Genomic DNA, 17,792 nt, shown 5'->3' on the forward strand with positions numbered 1-17,792 from the left:
GCCAGCTCGTCCGGTCGCCGGGGGTGTACTTCGAACGCAGCCTGGACAAGGCGTCGGACAAGGACCTGTACTCCTGCAAGGTGATCCCGTCGCGCNGGGCCTGGCTCGAGTTCGAGATCGACAAGCGGGACACCGTCGGGGTTCGGATCGACCGCAAGCGCCGTCAGTCGGTGACGGTCCTGCTCAAGGCGCTGGGCTGGGACGAGGCGCGCATCCTGGAGCGGTTCGGCGACTTCCCGTCGATGCGCATCACCCTGGAGAAGGACCACACGGCCAGCCAGGACGACGCGCTGCTGGACATCTACCGCAAGCTGCGCCCGGGCGAGCCGCCGACGCGGGAGTCGGCGCAGACCCTGCTCGAGAACCTCTTCTTCAACCCCAAGCGCTACGACCTGGCGAAGGTCGGCCGCTACAAGGTGAACAAGAAGCTCACTCTGGAGATCGCCCACGACGTCGGCGTCCTCACTGAGGATGACATCGTGCGCACGATCGAGTACGTCGTCAAGTTGCACGCGGGCGCCGACCCGGCCGAGTACGAGGTCGACGACATCGACCACTTCGGCAACCGGCGGCTGCGCACGGTCGGCGAGCTGATCCAGAACCAGGTCCGGCTGGGGCTCGCCCGGATGGAGCGGGTCGTCCGCGAGCGGATGACCACCCAGGACGTCGAGGCGATCACGCCGCAGACCCTGATCAACATCCGGCCGGTCGTCGCCTCCATCAAGGAGTTCTTCGGCACCAGCCAGTTGTCGCAGTTCATGGACCAGACCAACCCGCTGGCCGGCCTGACCCACAAGCGCCGCCTGTCGGCGCTGGGTCCCGGTGGTCTGTCCCGGGAGCGGGCCGGCTTCGAGGTCCGCGACGTGCACCCCAGCCACTACGGCCGGATGTGCCCGATCGAGACGCCGGAAGGCCCGAACATCGGCCTCATCGGCTCGCTGTCGACGTTCGCGCGGGTCAACCCGTTCGGCTTCGTCGAGACGCCGTACCGCAAGGTCGTCAACGGCCGGGTCACCGACCAGATCGACTACCTCACCGCGGACGAGGAGGACCGGCACGTCAAGGCGCAGGCCAACACGCCGCTGAGCCCCGACGGCACGTTCGCCGAGGACCGCGTGCTGGTCCGCCGCAAGGGCGGTGAGGTCGAGTTCATCCCGCCGGACGAGGTCGACTACATGGACGTCTCGCCGCGGCAGATGGTGTCCGTGGCCACGGCCATGATCCCGTTCCTCGAGCACGACGACGCCAACCGCGCGCTCATGGGCTCCAACATGCAGCGCCAGTCGGTGNCACTGCTGCGTTCCGAGGCGCCGCTGGTCGGCACCGGGATGGAGGCCCGCGCGGCCAAGGACGCCGGCGACGTGGTCGTCTGCGTCCAGGCCGGCGTCGTCGAGGACCTCTCGGCGGACTACATCACCGTCATGCACGACGACGGCACCCGGCGTACCTACCGGCTGGCGAAGTTCCGCCGGTCGAACCAGGGCACCTGCATCAACCAGAAGCCGATCGTGTTCGAGGGGGACCGGGTCGAGGCCGGCCAGGTCATCGCGGACGGCCCGTGCACCGACAACGGCGAGATGGCGCTCGGCAAGAACCTGCTGGTCGCCTTCATGCCGTGGGAGGGGCACAACTACGAGGACGCGATCATCCTGTCGCAGCGCCTCGTGCAGGACGACGTGCTGTCCTCGATCCACATCGAGGAGCACGAGGTCGACGCCCGGGACACCAAGCTCGGCCCGGAGGAGATCACCCGCGACATCCCCAACGTCGCCGAGGAGGTCCTCGCCGACCTCGACGAGCGCGGGATCATCCGGATCGGCGCCGAGGTCTCGCCCGGTGACGTCCTGGTCGGCAAGGTCACCCCGAAGGGCGAGACCGAGCTGACCCCCGAGGAGCGGCTGCTGCGGGCGATCTTCGGGGAGAAGGCCCGGGAGGTCCGCGACACCTCGCTGAAGGTGCCGCACGGCGAGTCCGGCAAGGTCATCGGCGTGCGGGTGTTCTCCCGCGAGGACGGCGACGAGCTGCCGCCCGGCGTCAACGAGCTGGTCCGGGTCTACGTCGCCCAGAAGCGGAAGATCACCGACGGCGACAAGCTCGCCGGCCGGCACGGCAACAAGGGCGTCATCGCCAAGATCCTCCCGCAGGAGGACATGCCGTTCCTCGAGGACGGCACGCCGGTGGACATCGTGCTCAACCCGCACGGCGTCCCCCGCCGGATGAACATCGGCCAGATCCTGGAGACCCACCTCGGGTGGGTGGCCAAGACCGGCTGGCAGGTGGACGCCGGCACCGAGGACTGGAAGGAGCGGCTGCGCGGGATCGGGGCGGACTCGTCCACCCCCGGGACCAACGTGGCCACGCCGGTCTTCGACGGCGCCCGCGAGGAGGAGATCACCGGTCTGCTCGACTCCACCCTCCCGAACCGGGACGGGGTCCAGCTCATCGGCTCCTCCGGCAAGGCCACGCTGTTCGACGGCCGCACCGGCGAGCCGTACCCCTACCCGGTGGCGGTCGGCTACATCTACATCCTCAAGCTGCTTCACCTGGTCGACGACAAGATCCACGCTCGGTCGACCGGTCCCTACTCGATGATCACCCAGCAGCCCCTGGGTGGTAAGGCGCAGTTCGGTGGCCAGCGGTTCGGCGAGATGGAGGTGTGGGCGCTGGAGGCGTACGGCGCCGCCTACGCCCTGCAGGAGCTGCTGACCATCAAGTCCGACGACGTCGTGGGCCGAGTCAAGGTCTACGAGGCGATCGTCAAGGGCGAGAACATTCCGGAGCCCGGCATCCCGGAGTCGTTCAAGGTGCTCATCAAGGAGATGCAGTCGCTGTGCCTCAACGTCGAGGTCCTCTCCAGCGACGGTGTGCAGATCGAGATGCGTGACACCGACGAGGACGTCTTCCGTGCGGCGGAGGAACTCGGGATCGACCTGTCCCGGCGGGAGCCGAGCAGCGTCGAGGAGGTCTGAGCGGGCGCCGGGGGCCCGATCCGCCCGCCGTGAGGCGGCGGCGGACCCCCGGCGGTCCATCCGACTCCAGCGTCCCGACCGAGAAAGAGAGAGCAGGCGACAGTCTTGCTGGACGTCAACTTCTTCGACGAACTGCGCATCGGTCTTGCCACCGCGGACGACATCCGTCAGTGGTCGCACGGTGAGGTCAAGAAGCCGGAGACGATCAACTACCGCACCCTGAAGCCGGAGAAGGACGGGCTCTTCTGCGAGAAGATCTTCGGTCCGACCCGGGACTGGGAGTGCTACTGCGGCAAGTACAAGCGGGTCCGGTTCAAGGGCATCATCTGCGAGCGCTGTGGCGTCGAGGTCACCCGCGCCAAGGTGCGCCGTGAGCGCATGGGGCACATCGAGCTGGCCGCCCCGGTCACCCACATCTGGTACTTCAAGGGTGTCCCGAGCCGGCTCGGCTACCTGCTGGACCTGGCGCCGAAGGACCTCGAGAAGGTCATCTACTTCGCCGCCTACATGATCACCAAGGTCGACGCCGAGGCGCGCCACCGCGACCTGCCCACCCTCGAGGCCCGCATGGGCGTCGAGAAGCAGCAGCTCGAGGACAAGAAGAACGCCGACGTCGAGACCCGGCAGAAGCGGCTCGAAACCGACCTCGCGCAGCTCGAGGCCGAGGGCGCCAAGGGCGACGCGCGGCGCAAGGTCCGCGAGTCGGCCGAGCGCGAGATGCGCCAGATCCGCGACCGCGCGCAGCGCAAGATCGATGATCTGGACCGGGTCTTCGACCGCTTCAAGAACATGAAGGTCCAGGACCTGGAGCCGGACGAGCTGCTCTACCGCGAGCTGCGCGACCGGTTCGGCCAGTACTTCGACGNCGGCATGGGCGCCGAGGCGCTGCAGCGCCGGCTCGCCGACTTCGACCTGGCCGCGGAGGCGGAGTCGCTGCGCGAGACCATCCGCAGCGGCAAGGGGCAGAAGAAGGCCCGCGCGCTCAAGCGGCTCAAGGTCGTCTCGGCGTTCCTGAACACCCGCAACTCCCCGATGGGGATGGTGCTCGACTGCGTCCCGGTGATCCCGCCGGACCTGCGGCCGATGGTGCAGCTCGACGGCGNCCGGTTCGCCACGTCCGACCTCAACGACCTGTACCGCNGGGTGATCAACCGGAACAACCGGCTCAAGCGGCTGCTCGACCTCGGCGCGCCCGAGATCATCGTCAACAACGAGAAGCGGATGCTGCAGGAGGCCGTCGACGCACTGTTCGACAACGGCCGCCGCGGCCGGCCGGTCACCGGCCCGGGTAACCGCCCGCTGAAGTCGTTGTCCGACATGCTCAAGGGCAAGCAGGNCCGGTTCCGCCAGAACCTGCTCGGCAAGCGGGTCGACTNCTCCGGCCGGTCGGTCATCGTCGTCGGTCCGCAGCTCAAGCTGCACCAGTGCGGTCTGCCCAAGCAGATGGCGCTGGAGCTGTTCAAGCCGTTCGTGATGAAGCGCCTGGTGGACCTCAACCACGCGCAGAACATCAAGTCGGCGAAGCGGATGGTGGAGCGGGCCCGCCCGGTCGTCTGGGACGTGCTCGAGGAGGTCATCACCGAGCACCCGGTGCTGCTCAACCGGGCGCCGACCCTGCACCGCCTCGGCATCCAGGCCTTCGAGCCGCAGCTCGTCGAGGGCAAGGCCATCCAGATCCACCCGCTGGTCTGCACGGCCTTCAACGCCGACTTCGACGGTGACCAGATGGCGGTGCACCTGCCGCTGTCCGCCGAGGCGCAGGCCGAGGCACGGATCCTGATGCTGTCGAGCAACAACATCCTCTCGCCGGCGTCCGGCCGGCCGCTGGCGATGCCCAGCCTCGACATGGTGACCGGCGTGTTCCACCTGTCGACGCTGGCCGAGGGCGCCGTCGGGGAGGGGCGGGCGTTCTCCTNGGTCGCCGAGGCGCAGATGGCCTTCGACGCCCGGGAGATCGCGCTGCAGGCGCGGATCAGCGTCCGGCTGCGCGACACCACCCCGCCGTCGGACTGGGTGCCGCCGGCCGACTGGGTCACCGGGGACGTGTTCACCCTGGAGACCACGTTCGGCCGCTGCCTGCTCAACGAGGCGCTGCCGGAGGGCTACCCCTTCATCAACGCCCAGCTCAACAAGAAGGCCCAGGCCGCGATCGTCAACGACCTGGCCGAGCGGTACCCGAAGATCCAGGTCGCGGCGACCCTGGACGCCCTGAAGAGCGCCGGTTTCTACTGGGCCACCCGGTCCGGGGTCACCGTCGCGATCGAGGACGTCGTCGCGCCGCCGAACAAGGCCGAGATCCTCGACGACTACGAGCAGCGCGCCGACCGGGTGCAGAAGCAGTTCGACCGCGGCTTCCTGTCCGACGAGGAGCGCCGCAGCGAGCTGGTGCAGATCTGGACCGAGGCGACGAACAAGATCGCCGAGGCGATGGAGAAGAACTTCCCGCAGACCAACCCGGTCTACGTGCTGGTCAACTCCGGAGCCGCCGGAAACATGATGCAGATCCGGCAGCTCGCCGGCATGCGTGGCCTGGTCTCCAACCCGANGGGTGAGATCATCCCGCGGCCGATCAAGGCGAACTTCCGCGAGGGCCTCACCGTGCTCGAGTACTTCATCTCGACCCACGGTGCCCGCAAGGGTCTCGCCGACACCGCGCTGCGGACCGCCGACTCCGGCTACCTGACCCGCCGGCTCGTCGACGTCAGCCAGGACGTCATCGTCCGCGAGGAGGACTGCGGCACCGAGCGGGGCATCCTGACCCGGATCGCCCGGCGCGGCGCGGACGGCGTGCTCGTGCGCGACCGCTACGCCGAGACCTCGGCGTACGCGCGGACGCTGGCCTCCGACGCCGTCGACGAGCACGGCGAGATCATCGTGCCCGCCGGCACCGACGCCGGGGACGTGGCGATCGGCCAGATCATCGAGGCCGGCATCGAGTCGGTCCGGGTGCGTTCGGCGCTGACCTGCGAGTCCCGGATGGGGGTGTGCGCCCAGTGCTACGGGCGTTCGCTGGCCACCGGCAAGCTGGTCGACGTCGGCGAGGCCGTNGGGATCGTCGCCGCCCAGTCCATCGGCGAGCCCGGCACCCAGCTGACGATGCGTACCTTCCACAGCGGTGGTGTCGCCGGCGATGACATCACCCAGGGTCTGCCGCGTGTCGTCGAGCTGTTCGAGGCCCGTAGCCCGAAGGGCAAGGCGCCCATCACCGAGGTCTCCGGTCGGGTGAAGATCGAGGAAACCGAGAAGACCTTCAAGGTCGTGGTGGTGCCGGACGACGGCAGCGAGGAGATCGCCTACCCGGTCTCGCGGCGCTCGCGCCTGCGGGTCCGCGAGGGCGACCGCATCGAGGTCGGCAACCAGGTGGTCGACGGTGCCGTCGACCCNCACGAGGTGCTGCGCATCCTCGGCCCGCGCCAGGTCCAGCTCCACCTGGTCGACCAGGTCCAGGAGGTGTACCGGTCGCAGGGTGTGTCGATCCACGACAAGCACATCGAGATCATCATCCGCCAGATGCTCAAGCGGGTGAACGTGCTGGAGTCCGGCGAGACCAACCTGCTGCCCGGCGAGCTGTGTGAGCGGGCCCGGTTCGAGTCGGAGAACCGCCGGGTGGTGGAGTCCGGCGGCCAGCCGGCCTCGGCTCGCCCGGTGCTGATGGGGATCACCAAGGCGTCGCTGGCCACCGAGTCGTGGCTGTCGGCGGCCTCCTTCCAGGAGACGACCCGAGTGCTCACCGACGCGGCGATCAACGCCCGGTCGGACTCGCTCGTCGGCCTGAAGGAGAACGTCATCATCGGCAAGCTCATCCCGGCCGGTACCGGCATCTCCCGGTACCGCAACATCCGGGTCGAGCCGACCGAGGAGGCGCGCGCCGCGATGTACTCCGTCGGCGCGTACGAGGACGGCGGCAGCGTGGAGTACGGCGCGTTCGGCACCGGCTCCGGCCAGGCCGTCCCGCTGGACGAGTTCGACTACCGCAGCTCGGGCGACTTCCGCTGACCCGGAACCGCTGAGCCGATCCCGCCGGCCCGGTGCCCCCTGTCCGGGGACACCGGGCCGGCGGCGTTCCACGCCCGACTCCACGCCGGGCCCGCGCGCCCGCGCGCCCGCGCCAGCGATGGCTTCTTGCCGTTCTGGGGGACGTTTCGGGCGCGGAGGCCCCCAGAACGGCAAGGAAGTCGGACCGGGATGGCCGAGATGACGATGGCTGACCGACGAGTGGGGGCTGGTGATGGACTGGGCCGCTATCCGGCGCCTGCACACGATCCACGAGGATGAGGCGGTCCTCGCGCTCGACAAGCCCGCCGGCATCTCGGTCATGGGGGAGCGGCACGACACCGACCTTGTGCGGCTCGCCGCCGACGCCGGCGAAGAGCTGTTCCCCGTGCACCGGATCGACAAGGTCACGTCCGGGATCGTGCTGTTCGCCAAGGAGTTGCGCTTCCACGGCGACCTGACCAGGCAGTTCCAGCGGCGCACGGTCGACAAGCGCTACCTCGCCCTGACCCGCACCCGCGGCCTGCCCGCGACGGGGACCATCGACCTGCCGCTCAGCGTCGGCCGCAAGAGCCGGGTCCGGGTGGCCGCGAACCGCGCCGACATCACCGCGTCCCTGTTCGGGTCCGCCGACGCGCCCGCGTCCGGCCATCCGCTCGCGTCCACCGAGGGGGCGGACGAGGGGCACTGGTCCGTCCCGCCCGAGGCGGTCTTCGGCCACGTACGGACCTATCCCTCGGTCACCACGTTCGCCCGACTCCGGGAGGGCGGCGAGCACACCCTGCTCGCCGCGACGCCGCGGACCGGACGGCGCCATCAGATCCGGGTGCACCTGGCCTGGATCGGCCATCCGATCGACGGCGACCCCCTGTTCGACAAGGCGCCGGCGACCCGCACCTTCCTGCATTCCTGGCGGCTCGCCTTCGACGCCGCCTGGGCCGGCGGCGCGCGCATCGAGGTCGAAGCGCCGCCCGACGCCGACTTCCTCGCCCCCGTCGGCGACCGGCTACCCGCCGACCTGCTCGAGGACGCTCGACGCTAGGGCAGCCCCGCAGGGGTTCCTTCCCGTCCGCTTGTCACATTCCGTGACGTCCAGCGGTGTGACGGAGATGGGCGACGGCTCGGGCGATGGGGGCGGATGCGTGGGAGAGCGCCTTCCTGTCTCTTCCACAGGGTTCGGTGCCCGATCTGTCCCTGTGGAAGAGGCAGGTGGGGCCGCTCCCAGGTCACCGGGCCGGTCGTGGTGTCGGCGCGGCGTGCGTGTTGCGGCGCGAGGACGGCGTCGGACCGACGGCTCCGGGACTCCGGCGTCACTGGTCGGCGTAGGCGGCCTCGCGCAGCTCGCCGTACACCCGGACCAGATCGGGCAGCTGGTAGTGGGCGTTCAGACCGCTGGGGTTGGGTAGCAGCCAGACGCCCGCCGGGCCCAGGGTCTCCGGCTGCCGACCGACCTGCGCACGGCGCCGGCCGAAGCCGACCCGGTAGGCGGCCAGGCCGAGGAAGGCCACCCAGCGCGGCGAGATCCGCTCGACGAGCTCGGTGAGCGGGGCGACGCCGGCCCGCACCTCGTCGTCGCTGATCTCGTCGGCGCGTGCGGTGGACCGGTTGACCAGGTTGGTGATGCTGATGCCGCGGCTGGTCAGCTCTGCGGTCTCGCTGGGGTGCAGCCGGCGCGGGGTGAACCCGGCGAGGTGCAGGACCGGCCACAGCCGGTTGCTCGGCGTGCCGAAGTGGAAGCCGGTCGCCCCGGACTCCAGGGACGGGTTGATCCCGCACAGCAGCACGGTGGTCCGCGGGGCGAGGAGGTCCGGGACCGCGGTGTCGTAGGCGGCGAGCAGCTCGGCCCGGGTCGGCCGGGCGGGCGGGGCGGCCGGCGGCGGCGGCGAGCCAACTGCGTCAAACATGTCCTCGAGGACCTCCGGTGCCGGTATCGTGCTGTCTCGTACAGCGTGCCAGGACCAGGACCGTGGATGTACTACGGCCATGGATCCACCAGAACCATGGATGTGCCAGGGCCGAGGGGTACCAGGGACGCGGAGGTCCCGGGTTCCGGTGTCCGGCCCGCTGCCTTCGGTGCTGATGCCGGAGTCCGGCCGCCCCGCCATGCGGGTAGTGGATTGTCGGCTCCGGTGGGCCCGTTCGACGCGGGTCGGTGGGATGCCCGGGCTGTACCGGGTTCTGGTCGATTGCGAGTTTCTGGGCCGCCGGTGTGCTGTGTCGCGCGCGACGGCCGCGCCCGCCGTCCGAGGTCGCGGGCTTGTGGGGCTGCGGTGTCTGCGTCGGACGTCGGCCGATACCCCGTTCGACACGTGACGCGGCCGTGGAGTACTGTTGATTCCTGTGGCCGGAGTCCACGTGACTCCGGCGTGCGTCTTGCACTTCGATGTGGCGCCGTGGTGCCTGGCAGGCTGACGTAAAGTCACCGCCTGGGTGTCCGTCGGCGACTGTCGGGCTCGGTTCCGCGAAGCGGCCGGGCGGGATGGCGCGCTGTCCACCGCAGTTGGATCAATCGAATTTGTGATCCTCTTCGGGCGAAACGGCGCGACACGCCCGACCGCGTGGGTCGGAGAAGCCGGTCGAGGTCACCGCGGTGGCCCTGGTGCGGTTCGCAAGGAAAGCAGGTAGGCCGGCGTACCGGTCTGGTTGCCCAAGGCAGTACGACGANGCGTCACAGGAACGGGAGNGGCGTTGCCCACGATCCAGCAGCTGGTCCGCAAGGGCNGGCAGGACAAGGTCGAGAAGACCAAGACCCCGGCACTCAAGGGGAGCCCTCAGCGTCGTGGTGTGTGCACCCGCGTCTACACGACCACCCCCAAGAAGCCGAACTCGGCGCTGCGCAAGGTCGCGCGTGTCCGGCTGAACAGCGGGATCGAGGTCACCGCCTACATTCCCGGCGTCGGCCACAACCTGCAGGAGCACTCGATCGTCCTGGTTCGCGGCGGTCGAGTGAAGGACCTTCCGGGCGTTCGGTACAAGATCGTCCGAGGCGCTCTCGACACGCAGGGCGTCCGTAACCGCAAGCAGGCTCGTAGCCGCTACGGCGCGAAGAAGGAGAAGGGCTGATGCCGCGCAAGGGGCCCGCGCCCAAGCACGCCGTCGTGGTTGACCCGGTGTACGGGTCGCCGCTGGTGACCGCGCTGGTGAACAAGGTGCTGATGAGCGGCAAGAAGTCGGTCGCGGAGCGCATCGTGTACGGCGCGCTGGANGGCGCGAAGAACAAGACCGGCAACGACCCGGTCGTCACGCTCAAGCGGGCGCTCGACAACGTCAAGCCCACCCTGGAGGTGCGCAGCCGCCGGGTCGGTGGCGCCACCTACCAGGTGCCGGTCGAGGTTCGCGCCGGCCGCAGCACGACTCTCGCTCTGCGCTGGATCGTCGGCTACTCCCGGGCTCGTCGCGAGAAGACGATGACCGAGCGGCTGATGAACGAGCTCATCGACGCGAGCAACGGCCTCGGCGCCAGCGTGAAGCGCCGGGAGGACACCCACAAGATGGCGGAGTCCAACAAGGCCTTCGCCCACTACCGCTGGTAGCTCGACATGCCATCTGACGTACGTTCCTCGCTGGCCAGTACCCGCAACATCGGGATCATGGCCCATATCGACGCGGGCAAGACCACCACGACCGAGCGCATCCTCTTCTACACCGGTGTGAACTACAAGATCGGTGAGGTTCACGAGGGTGGCGCGACGATGGACTGGATGGAGCAGGAGCAGGAGCGGGGGATCACCATCACCTCCGCGGCCACCACCTGTATCTGGCGCGACCACACCATCAACATCATCGACACGCCCGGCCACGTCGACTTCACGGTCGAGGTCGAGCGGTCGCTGCGCGTCCTCGACGGCGCCGTGGCGGTGTTCGACGCCGTCGCCGGTGTCGAACCGCAGAGCGAGACGGTCTGGAAGCAGGCCGACCGGTACAACGTGCCGCGGATCGCCTTCGTCAACAAGATGGACCGTGTCGGCGCCGAGTTCCACCGCTGCGTCGACATGATGGTCGAACGGCTCGACGCGACGCCGGCCGTCATCCAGCTCCCCTGGGGCGTGGAGTCCGACTTCCGCGGCGTCATCGACCTGATCCGGATGAAGGGCCTCCTCTGGCAGAGCGAGGACAAGGGCGCTTCCTACGAGACCGTCGACATCCCGCGCGATCACCTCGAGGCCGCGCAGGAGTGGCGCGACAAGCTCCTGGAGACGGTCGCCGAGAATGACGACGAGCTCATGGAGCTTTACCTCGAGGGTGTCGAGCCCTCCGAGGAGCAGCTCGTGGCCGGCCTGCGGCGCGGAACCCTCGCGAGCAAGCTCAACCCGGTGCTGTGCGGCTCCGCGTTCAAGAACAAGGGCGTCCAGCCGATGCTCGACGCGGTCGTCGAGTTCCTGCCGAACCCGCTGGACATCGGCGCCACCGTCGGCCACGCGGTCAACGACGAGGACACCGAGGTTCGCCGCGAGCCCAGCGAGGACGAGCCGTTCTCGGCGCTTGCCTTCAAGATCATGAGTGACCCGTACGTCGGCAAGCTGACGTACATCCGGGTGTACTCCGGCAGGTTGACCGGCGGCTCGCCGGTGCTGAACTCGACGAAGGACCGCAAGGAGCGCATCGGGCGCATCCTGCAGATGCACGCCAACCACCGGGAGGACCGGGACGGCGTCGGTGCGGGGCAGATCGTCGCCGTGGTGGGGCTGAAGAACACCACCACCGGTGACACGCTCTGCGACCCGAACGCCCCGGTGATCCTGGAGTCGATGACGTTCCCGGCGCCGGTCATCCACGTCGCGATCGAGCCGAAGACGAAGGCCGACCAGCAGAAGCTGGGCACCGCCATCCAGCGGCTCGCCGAGGAGGACCCGACCTTCCAGGTCCGGACCGACGAGGAGACCGGGCAGACGATCATCGCCGGCATGGGCGAGCTGCACCTCGACGTGCTGGTCGACCGCATGCGCCGCGAGTTCGGTGTCGAGGCGAACGTCGGCAAGCCGCAGGTGGCCTACCGGGAGACCATCCGCCGCAAGGTGGAGAAGGTCGACTACACCCACAAGAAGCAGACGGGTGGGTCCGGCCAGTACGCCCGAGTGATCATCAACCTGGAGCCCTCCGGCGGCGACGGCGGCGGCTACGAGTTCGAGAACAAGGTCACCGGCGGCCGCATCCCCAGGGAGTACATCCCGTCGGTGGACGCCGGCTGCCAGGAGGCCATGGAGTTCGGCGTGCTCGCCGGCTACCCGCTGGTCGACGTCAAGGTCACCCTCCTGGACGGCCAGTTCCACGACGTGGACTCGTCCGAGNTCGCCTTCAAGATCGCCGGTTCGATGNCGTTCAAGGACGCGGCCCGCAAGGCCGATCCCGTGCTCCTCGAGCCGCTGATGGCCGTCGAGGTGACCACCCCCGAGGACCACATGGGGGACGTCATCGGCGACCTGAACTCCCGCCGCGGACAGATCCAGGCGATGGAGGAGCGGGGCGGCTCCCGAATCGTGCGGGCGCAGGTGCCGCTGTCGGAGATGTTCGGCTACGTCGGCGACCTGCGGTCGAAGACGTCCGGCCGGGCCAGCTACTCGATGCAGTTCGACTCCTACGCCGAGGTTCCTGCGAACGTCGCCAAGGAGATCATCGCCAAGGCGAGGGGGGAGTGACCGCCCTCGTGGCGTGAGCACCTCCCCGACCTGACTACACAGCACGACACCACCCGTCCTTGGAGGGACACCCGTGGCGAAGCAGAAGTTCGAGNGGACGAAGCCGCACGTCAATATCGGCACCATCGGTCACATCGACCATGGCAAGACCACGCTGACCGCGGCGATCACCAAGGTCCTGCACGACGCGCACCCGGAGCTCAACCCCTTCACGCCGTTCGACCAGATCGACAAGGCGCCGGAGGAGAAGGCCCGCGGTATCACGATCTCGATCGCGCACGTCGAGTACCAGACCGACAAGCGGCACTACGCGCACGTCGACTGCCCGGGGCACGCGGACTACATCAAGAACATGATCACCGGAGCCGCCCAGATGGACGGGGCGATCCTGGTGGTGTCCGCGACCGACGGCCCGATGCCGCAGACGAAGGAGCACGTGCTCCTCGCGCGTCAGGTCGGCGTGCCCTACATCGTCGTCGCGCTGAACAAGGCCGACATGGTCGACGACGAGGAGATCCTCGAGCTCGTCGAGCTCGAGGTTCGCGAGCTGCTCAGCTCGTACGAGTTCCCGGGTGACGACGTCCCGGTCATCCGCGTCTCCGCGCTCAAGGCGCTGGAGGGCGACAAGGAGTGGGGCGCCAAGCTCCTCGAGCTCATGGCCGCGGTCGACGACTCGATCCCCGAGCCGCAGCGTGACATTGACNGGCCGTTCCTCATGCCGATCGAGGACGTCTTCACGATCACCGGTCGTGGCACGGTCGTCACCGGCCGCGTCGAGCGTGGAATCGTCAAGGTCAACGAGACCGTGGAGATCGTCGGCATCAAGCCGGAGACCACCACGACGACCGTGACCGGCGTCGAGATGTTCCGCAAGCTGCTCGACGAGGGGCGTGCCGGCGACAACGTGGGCCTGCTCCTGCGCGGCATCAAGCGCGAGGACGTCGAGCGCGGCCAGGTCATCGTCAAGCCCAAGACGATCACCCCGCACACGGTGTTCGAGGCGCGCGTCTACATCCTGAACAAGGACGAGGGCGGCCGCCACACGCCGTTCTTCAAGAACTACCGGCCGCAGTTCTACTTCCGCACCACCGACGTGACCGGCGTCGTGACCCTCCCCGAGGGCACCGAGATGGTCATGCCGGGCGACAACACCGAGATGACGGTCGAGCTCATCCAGCCGATCGCCATGGAGGAGGGTCTGCGCTTCGCCATCCGCGAGGGTGGCCGGACCGTCGGCGCGGGCCAGGTCACGAAGGTTCTCAAGTAGTAGCGGTGGGCGGTGGGTCCGGAGCCCCCGGGCCCACCGCCCACATTGCTGCTCGGGCGGCGCGATTGCCCGCACCACCCGGGCGGCCCGGCTGCCGGCGCCACCCGGCTGCCGACGTGGCAGGTAATCCGGCCCGAGCGTCGATCGATCGACGCTCAGGCCGGCACGAGACAGCGGTAACCGGCAGATTCCCTTCGCCGGCGGCGGGGCACGGGCCTCGCGCCACCGGCGGCGGCGTGGATCTACGGGCGGTGACCCGGTAGCGGTACCGGCCGGACGAGACAGACAGGACAGGCGAAGCCCACCATGGCGGCACAGAAGATCCGCATTCGGCTCAAGGCCTATGACCACGAGGTCATCGACAGCTCGGCGCGGAAGATCGTCGAGACGGTGACCCGGACGGGTGCGCAGGTCGCGGGACCGGTGCCGCTGCCGACGGAGAAGAACATCTACTGCGTCATCCGGTCGCCGCACAAGTACAAGGACAGCCGCGAGCACTTCGAGATGCGGACGCACAAGCGGCTGATCGACATCCTTGACCCGACGCCGAAGACGGTCGACTCGCTGATGCGTCTCGATCTCCCCGCCGGTGTCGACATCGAGATCAAGCTGTAAGAGGGGCCGGCGCAGTCATGCTCATCCGCAACTACAGAGGGCTCCTGGGCACCAAGCTCGGGATGACCCAGGTATGGGACGCGAACAACCGCGTCGTGCCGGTCACCGTCATCAAGGCCGGACCCAACGTCGTCACGCAGGTCAAGACGCCTGACTCGGACGGATACTCGGCCGTCCAGCTCGGTTACGGCGAGATCGACCCGCGTAAGATCAACAAGCCGACCCGTGGGCACTTCGCCACGAGCGGGGTGACGCCGCGGCGCCACCTCGTCGAGCTGCGCACCGCCGATGCCGCGAACTACCGGCCCGGCCAGGAGCTGACCGGCGAGGTGTTCGTCCCGGGGACCGTCGTCGACGTCACCGGCACCTCCAAGGGCAAGGGCTTCGCCGGTGTCATGAAGCGCCACGGCTTCAAGGGCCTGGGCGCCGGGCACGGCGTCGAGCGCAAGCACCGCTCGCCGGGTTCGGTCGGCGGCTGCGCCACCCCCGGCCGCGTCTTCAAGGGCCTGCGCATGGCGGGCCGGATGGGCCACGCGCGCACCACCACGCCGGGCCTGACCATCCACGCCGTCGACACCGAGCGTGGCTTTCTGCTGGTGAAGGGCGCGATTCCCGGCCCGGACGGCGGTCTCGTCTTCGTGCGCAGCGCGGCCAAGCGCCCGGCGCCCGAGGCGATCGCCCCGGCCGCGACGGTCGGCGCCGGTGAGGAGGTCTCGGCATGAGCCCGGTGGCGACCGCATCCGATCCGGATGCCACCACCACGCGCACCGTCTCGGTGCACGCGCCGAACGGCGGTGACGGTGGCAGCGCTGAGCTGCCCGGTGGCGTGTTCGACGTGCCGCTGAACGTCCCGCTGATCCACCAGGTCGTGGTCGCGCAGCTCGCGGCGGCCCGACAGGGCACCCACGCCACCAAGACCCGCGGCGAGGTCCGCGGCGGTGGTCGCAAGCCGTACCGGCAGAAGGGCACCGGCCGCGCCCGGCAGGGCTCACTGCGCGCTCCGCAGTTCACCGGCGGTGGCGTCGTGCACGGCCCGACCCCGCGCAGCTACGACCAGCGCACCCCGAAGAAGATGAAGGCCGCCGCGCTGCGCGGCGCGCTGTCCGATCGGGCGCGCAACAACCGGGTCCACGTCGTGTCCTCGCTGGTCTCCGGCGAGACGCCGTCGACGAAGGCTGCGGTGACGGCGCTGCGCACGGTCGCGGACACCCGCCGCGTGCTGGTGGTCGCGAGCCGCACTGACGAACTGACCTGGAAGAGCCTGCGCAACGTCGCGGCGGTGCACCTGCTCGATCCGGGCCAGCTCAACACCTACGACGTGCTGGTGAGCGACGACGTCGTCTTCACCGAGGAGGCGCTGGCCGCGTTCCTCGCCCGCGACAGCCGTCCGGCGTCGCCCGCCGCGNCCGGGGCGGAGGAGAACAAGTGATTCCCGACCCNCGTGACGTGATCCTGCGGCCGGTCGTCTCCGAGAAGAGCTACGGCCTGCTCGACGAGAACGTCTACACCTTCATCGTGCACCCGGACGCGAACAAGACCCAGATCAAGCTCGCGGTCCAGCAGATCTTCAGCGTGCGCGTCCTGCGGGTGAACACCATCAACCGGCAGGGCAAGCGCAAGCGGACCAAGCACGGCTGGGGACACCGGTCCGCGACCAAGCGGGCCCTGGTGAGNCTGGCTCCCGGTGACACGATCGAGATCTTCGGAGGCCCCGGTGCCTGAGCGCGTGCGCCGCGCCGCGGCGGCGGCCCACCGGTCGACGGGCCAGGGACGGTAGGAAGCCATGGGAATTCGTAGGTACAAGCCGACGACGCCGGGGCGTCGTGGCGCGAGCGTGGCCGACTTCGTCGAGATCACCCGTGACCACCCGGAGAAGTCGCTGGTCCGCCCGCTGCACTCCAAGGGCGGACGTAACGTCCACGGCCGGATCACCACCCGGCACCAGGGCGGCGGCCACAAGCGGGCCTACCGGATCATCGACTTCCGGCGGGACAAGGACGGCGTGCCGGCGAAGGTCGCGCACATCGAGTACGACCCGAACCGCACGGCCCGCATCGCGCTGCTGCACTACGCCGACGGCGAGAAGCGCTACATCATCGCGCCGGTCAAGCTCAAGCAGGGTGACCAGGTCAGCTCCGGGGTGGGCGCCGACATCAAGCCCGGCAACGCCCTGCCGCTGCGCAACATCCCGACCGGCACCGTGGTGCACGCCATCGAGCTGCGTCCCGGCGGCGGCGCGAAGATCGCCCGCAGCGCCGGCGCCAGCGTGCAGCTCGTCGCGAAGGACGGCCCCTACGCCCAGTTGCGGATGCCCTCGGGCGAGATCCGCAACGTGGACGTCCGCTGCCGCGCCACCGTCGGCGAGGTCGGCAACGCCGAGCAGAGCAACATCAACTGGGGTAAGGCCGGCCGGATGCGCTGGAAGGGCCGCCGGCCCACCGTGCGTGGTGTCGCGATGAACCCGGTCGACCACCCGCACGGTGGTGGTGAGGGCAAGACCTCCGGTGGTCGCCACCCGGTCAACCCGAAGGGCCGTCCGGAGGGGCGGACCCGCGCCAACCACAAGTCGTCCGACGCGCTCATCGTGCGTCGTCGCAAGCAGAACAGGCGGCGGTAGTGACCTCACGCACCCGGACCCCGGCGCCCGTGAGCCCGCCGTCCGCCCCCCGTACCCACCGGATCTGAGCAGGAAGGAGGAGACACAGCCATGCCACGCAGTCTGAAGAAGGGCCCGTTCGTCGACGACCACCTGCTCAAGAAGGTGGACGTGCAGAACTCGAAGGNCACCAAGCACGTCATCAAGACCTGGTCGCGGCGCTCCACCGTGATCCCCGACATGCTGGGGCACACGATCGCCGTGCACGATGGCCGCAAGCACGTCCCGGTCTTCATCACCGAGGGCATGGTCGGGCACAAGCTCGGCGAGTTCGCCCCGACCCGGACGTTCCGCGGCCACGTCAAGGAGGACCGGAGGTCGCGCCGTGGCTGACGATCTCGTCGAGGGCGTGACCCGCGCCGGCCTGCCGGGCGCCAAGGCGTCGGCCCGCTACGTGCGGGTCTCGCCGACGAAGGCTCGCCGGGTCGTCGACCTGGTGCGCGGCCGGTCGGTCAGCGAGGCGCTGGACATCCTCCGGTTCGCCCCCCAGGCGGCCAGCGACGACGTCTACAAGGTCGTCGCCAGCGCCGCGGCGAACGCCGAGAACAACCACAGCCTCGACCCCGCCACCCTGTGGGTGGGTGAGGTCTACGTGGACGAGGGGCCGACGCTCAAGCGCATCCGGCCCCGCGCCCAGGGCCGGGCCTACCGGATCC

Annotated in this window: 9 protein-coding genes and 20 pseudogenes; 28 read left to right on the forward strand and 1 reads right to left on the reverse strand. The window is 69.4% G+C overall.

What is annotated here, in order from left to right; translation table 11 throughout:
- From FF86_RS44540 to FF86_RS09555, 12 genes and pseudogenes are all read left to right on the forward strand, one after another.
- On the forward strand, positions 1-95 hold a 95-nt coding region (locus tag FF86_RS44540; RefSeq protein ID WP_255355749.1), incomplete at both ends, for a hypothetical protein.
- Between the two features lies 1 nt (position 96).
- Positions 97-1,289, forward strand: a pseudogene (locus FF86_RS44545) (DNA-directed RNA polymerase subunit beta); the annotation flags it as partial.
- A 1-nt stretch (position 1,290) separates the two neighbouring features.
- Positions 1,291-2,969 (forward strand): annotated as a pseudogene (locus FF86_RS44550) (DNA-directed RNA polymerase subunit beta); the annotation flags it as partial.
- 105 nt (positions 2,970-3,074) lie between these two features.
- Positions 3,075-3,834 (forward strand): annotated as a pseudogene (locus tag FF86_RS44555) (DNA-directed RNA polymerase subunit beta'); the annotation flags it as partial.
- Between the two features lies 1 nt (position 3,835).
- Positions 3,836-4,071, forward strand: a pseudogene (locus FF86_RS44560) (hypothetical protein); the annotation flags it as partial.
- A gap of 39 nt (positions 4,072-4,110) precedes the next feature.
- A pseudogene (locus tag FF86_RS44570) lies at positions 4,111-4,305 on the forward strand (hypothetical protein); the annotation flags it as partial.
- Between the two features lie 40 nt (positions 4,306-4,345).
- Positions 4,346-4,884, forward strand: a pseudogene (locus tag FF86_RS44580) (DNA-directed RNA polymerase subunit beta'); the annotation flags it as partial.
- 1 nt (position 4,885) lies between these two features.
- Positions 4,886-5,514: pseudogene (locus FF86_RS44585) on the forward strand (DNA-directed RNA polymerase subunit beta'); the annotation flags it as partial.
- A gap of 1 nt (position 5,515) precedes the next feature.
- Positions 5,516-6,016 (forward strand): annotated as a pseudogene (locus FF86_RS44590) (DNA-directed RNA polymerase subunit beta'); the annotation flags it as partial.
- A gap of 1 nt (position 6,017) precedes the next feature.
- Positions 6,018-6,352, forward strand: a pseudogene (locus tag FF86_RS44595) (hypothetical protein); the annotation flags it as partial.
- A gap of 1 nt (position 6,353) precedes the next feature.
- A pseudogene (locus FF86_RS44600) lies at positions 6,354-6,965 on the forward strand (DNA-directed RNA polymerase subunit beta'); the annotation flags it as partial.
- Between the two features lie 232 nt (positions 6,966-7,197).
- Positions 7,198-8,004, forward strand: a complete 807-nt coding sequence (locus tag FF86_RS09555) for an RluA family pseudouridine synthase (RefSeq protein ID WP_044884197.1) — start codon at positions 7,198-7,200, stop codon at positions 8,002-8,004.
- 268 nt (positions 8,005-8,272) lie between these two features.
- Here FF86_RS09555 and mug read toward each other — a convergent pair whose 3' ends face one another.
- Positions 8,273-8,866 carry a G/U mismatch-specific DNA glycosylase gene (gene mug / locus FF86_RS09560; protein ID WP_044884198.1) on the reverse strand — a complete coding sequence of 198 codons (594 nt, stop codon included), beginning with the start codon at positions 8,864-8,866 and terminating at the stop codon, positions 8,273-8,275.
- 818 nt (positions 8,867-9,684) lie between these two features.
- On the opposite strand from mug, the pseudogene rpsL reads away from it, so the two are divergent.
- The 16 genes and pseudogenes from rpsL to rplV all read left to right on the forward strand — a co-directional run.
- Positions 9,685-10,025 (forward strand): annotated as a pseudogene (gene rpsL / locus FF86_RS09565) (30S ribosomal protein S12); the annotation flags it as partial.
- Positions 10,025-10,167, forward strand: a pseudogene (locus tag FF86_RS44605) (30S ribosomal protein S7); the annotation flags it as partial. The pseudogenes rpsL and FF86_RS44605, both read left to right, overlap by 1 nt.
- Before the next feature lies 1 nt (position 10,168).
- Positions 10,169-10,495, forward strand: a pseudogene (rpsG, locus tag FF86_RS09570) (30S ribosomal protein S7); the annotation flags it as partial.
- A gap of 6 nt (positions 10,496-10,501) precedes the next feature.
- Positions 10,502-12,250 (forward strand): elongation factor G (fusA, locus tag FF86_RS09575; protein ID WP_242418458.1); only part of this gene is annotated, 1,749 nt, incomplete at its 3' end.
- A 28-nt stretch (positions 12,251-12,278) separates the two neighbouring features.
- Positions 12,279-12,598 (forward strand): annotated as a pseudogene (fusA, locus tag FF86_RS44615) (elongation factor G); the annotation flags it as partial.
- Between the two features lie 95 nt (positions 12,599-12,693).
- Positions 12,694-13,301: pseudogene (locus FF86_RS44620) on the forward strand (GTP-binding protein); the annotation flags it as partial.
- Position 13,302: 1 nt separating this feature from the next.
- A pseudogene (locus tag FF86_RS44625) lies at positions 13,303-13,865 on the forward strand (EF-Tu/IF-2/RF-3 family GTPase); the annotation flags it as partial.
- A 306-nt stretch (positions 13,866-14,171) separates the two neighbouring features.
- Positions 14,172-14,480, forward strand: a complete 309-nt coding sequence (gene rpsJ / locus FF86_RS09585; protein WP_007514815.1) for a 30S ribosomal protein S10 — start codon at positions 14,172-14,174, stop codon at positions 14,478-14,480.
- A gap of 17 nt (positions 14,481-14,497) precedes the next feature.
- On the forward strand, positions 14,498-15,202 hold the full coding sequence (rplC, locus tag FF86_RS09590) for a 50S ribosomal protein L3 (RefSeq protein ID WP_044884202.1): 705 nt from the start codon (positions 14,498-14,500) through the stop codon (positions 15,200-15,202).
- Positions 15,199-15,885, forward strand: a 687-nt coding sequence (gene rplD, locus FF86_RS09595; RefSeq protein ID WP_242418459.1) for a 50S ribosomal protein L4, incomplete at its 3' end; no start/stop codon positions are given. The genes rplC and rplD, both read left to right, overlap by 4 nt.
- Positions 15,886-15,920: 35 nt before the next feature.
- Positions 15,921-16,153, forward strand: a pseudogene (gene rplW / locus FF86_RS09600) (50S ribosomal protein L23); the annotation flags it as partial.
- A gap of 1 nt (position 16,154) precedes the next feature.
- Positions 16,155-16,202, forward strand: a pseudogene (locus FF86_RS62105) (50S ribosomal protein L23); the annotation flags it as partial.
- Between the two features lie 61 nt (positions 16,203-16,263).
- Positions 16,264-17,097 carry a 50S ribosomal protein L2 gene (rplB, locus tag FF86_RS09605; protein WP_009740525.1) on the forward strand — a complete coding sequence of 278 codons (834 nt, stop codon included), beginning with the start codon at positions 16,264-16,266 and terminating at the stop codon, positions 17,095-17,097.
- A 90-nt stretch (positions 17,098-17,187) separates the two neighbouring features.
- Positions 17,188-17,263 (forward strand): annotated as a pseudogene (locus FF86_RS44630) (30S ribosomal protein S19); the annotation flags it as partial.
- Position 17,264: 1 nt separating this feature from the next.
- Positions 17,265-17,469 (forward strand): annotated as a pseudogene (gene rpsS, locus FF86_RS09610) (30S ribosomal protein S19); the annotation flags it as partial.
- The coding region (gene rplV, locus FF86_RS09615; RefSeq protein WP_242418460.1) for a 50S ribosomal protein L22 at positions 17,462-17,792 on the forward strand (331 nt) is incomplete at its 3' end. The pseudogene rpsS and the gene rplV, both read left to right, overlap by 8 nt.

The organism is Frankia sp. CpI1-P, assembly GCF_001421075.1.
GTDB lineage: Bacteria > Actinomycetota > Actinomycetes > Frankiales > Frankiaceae > Frankia > Frankia torreyi.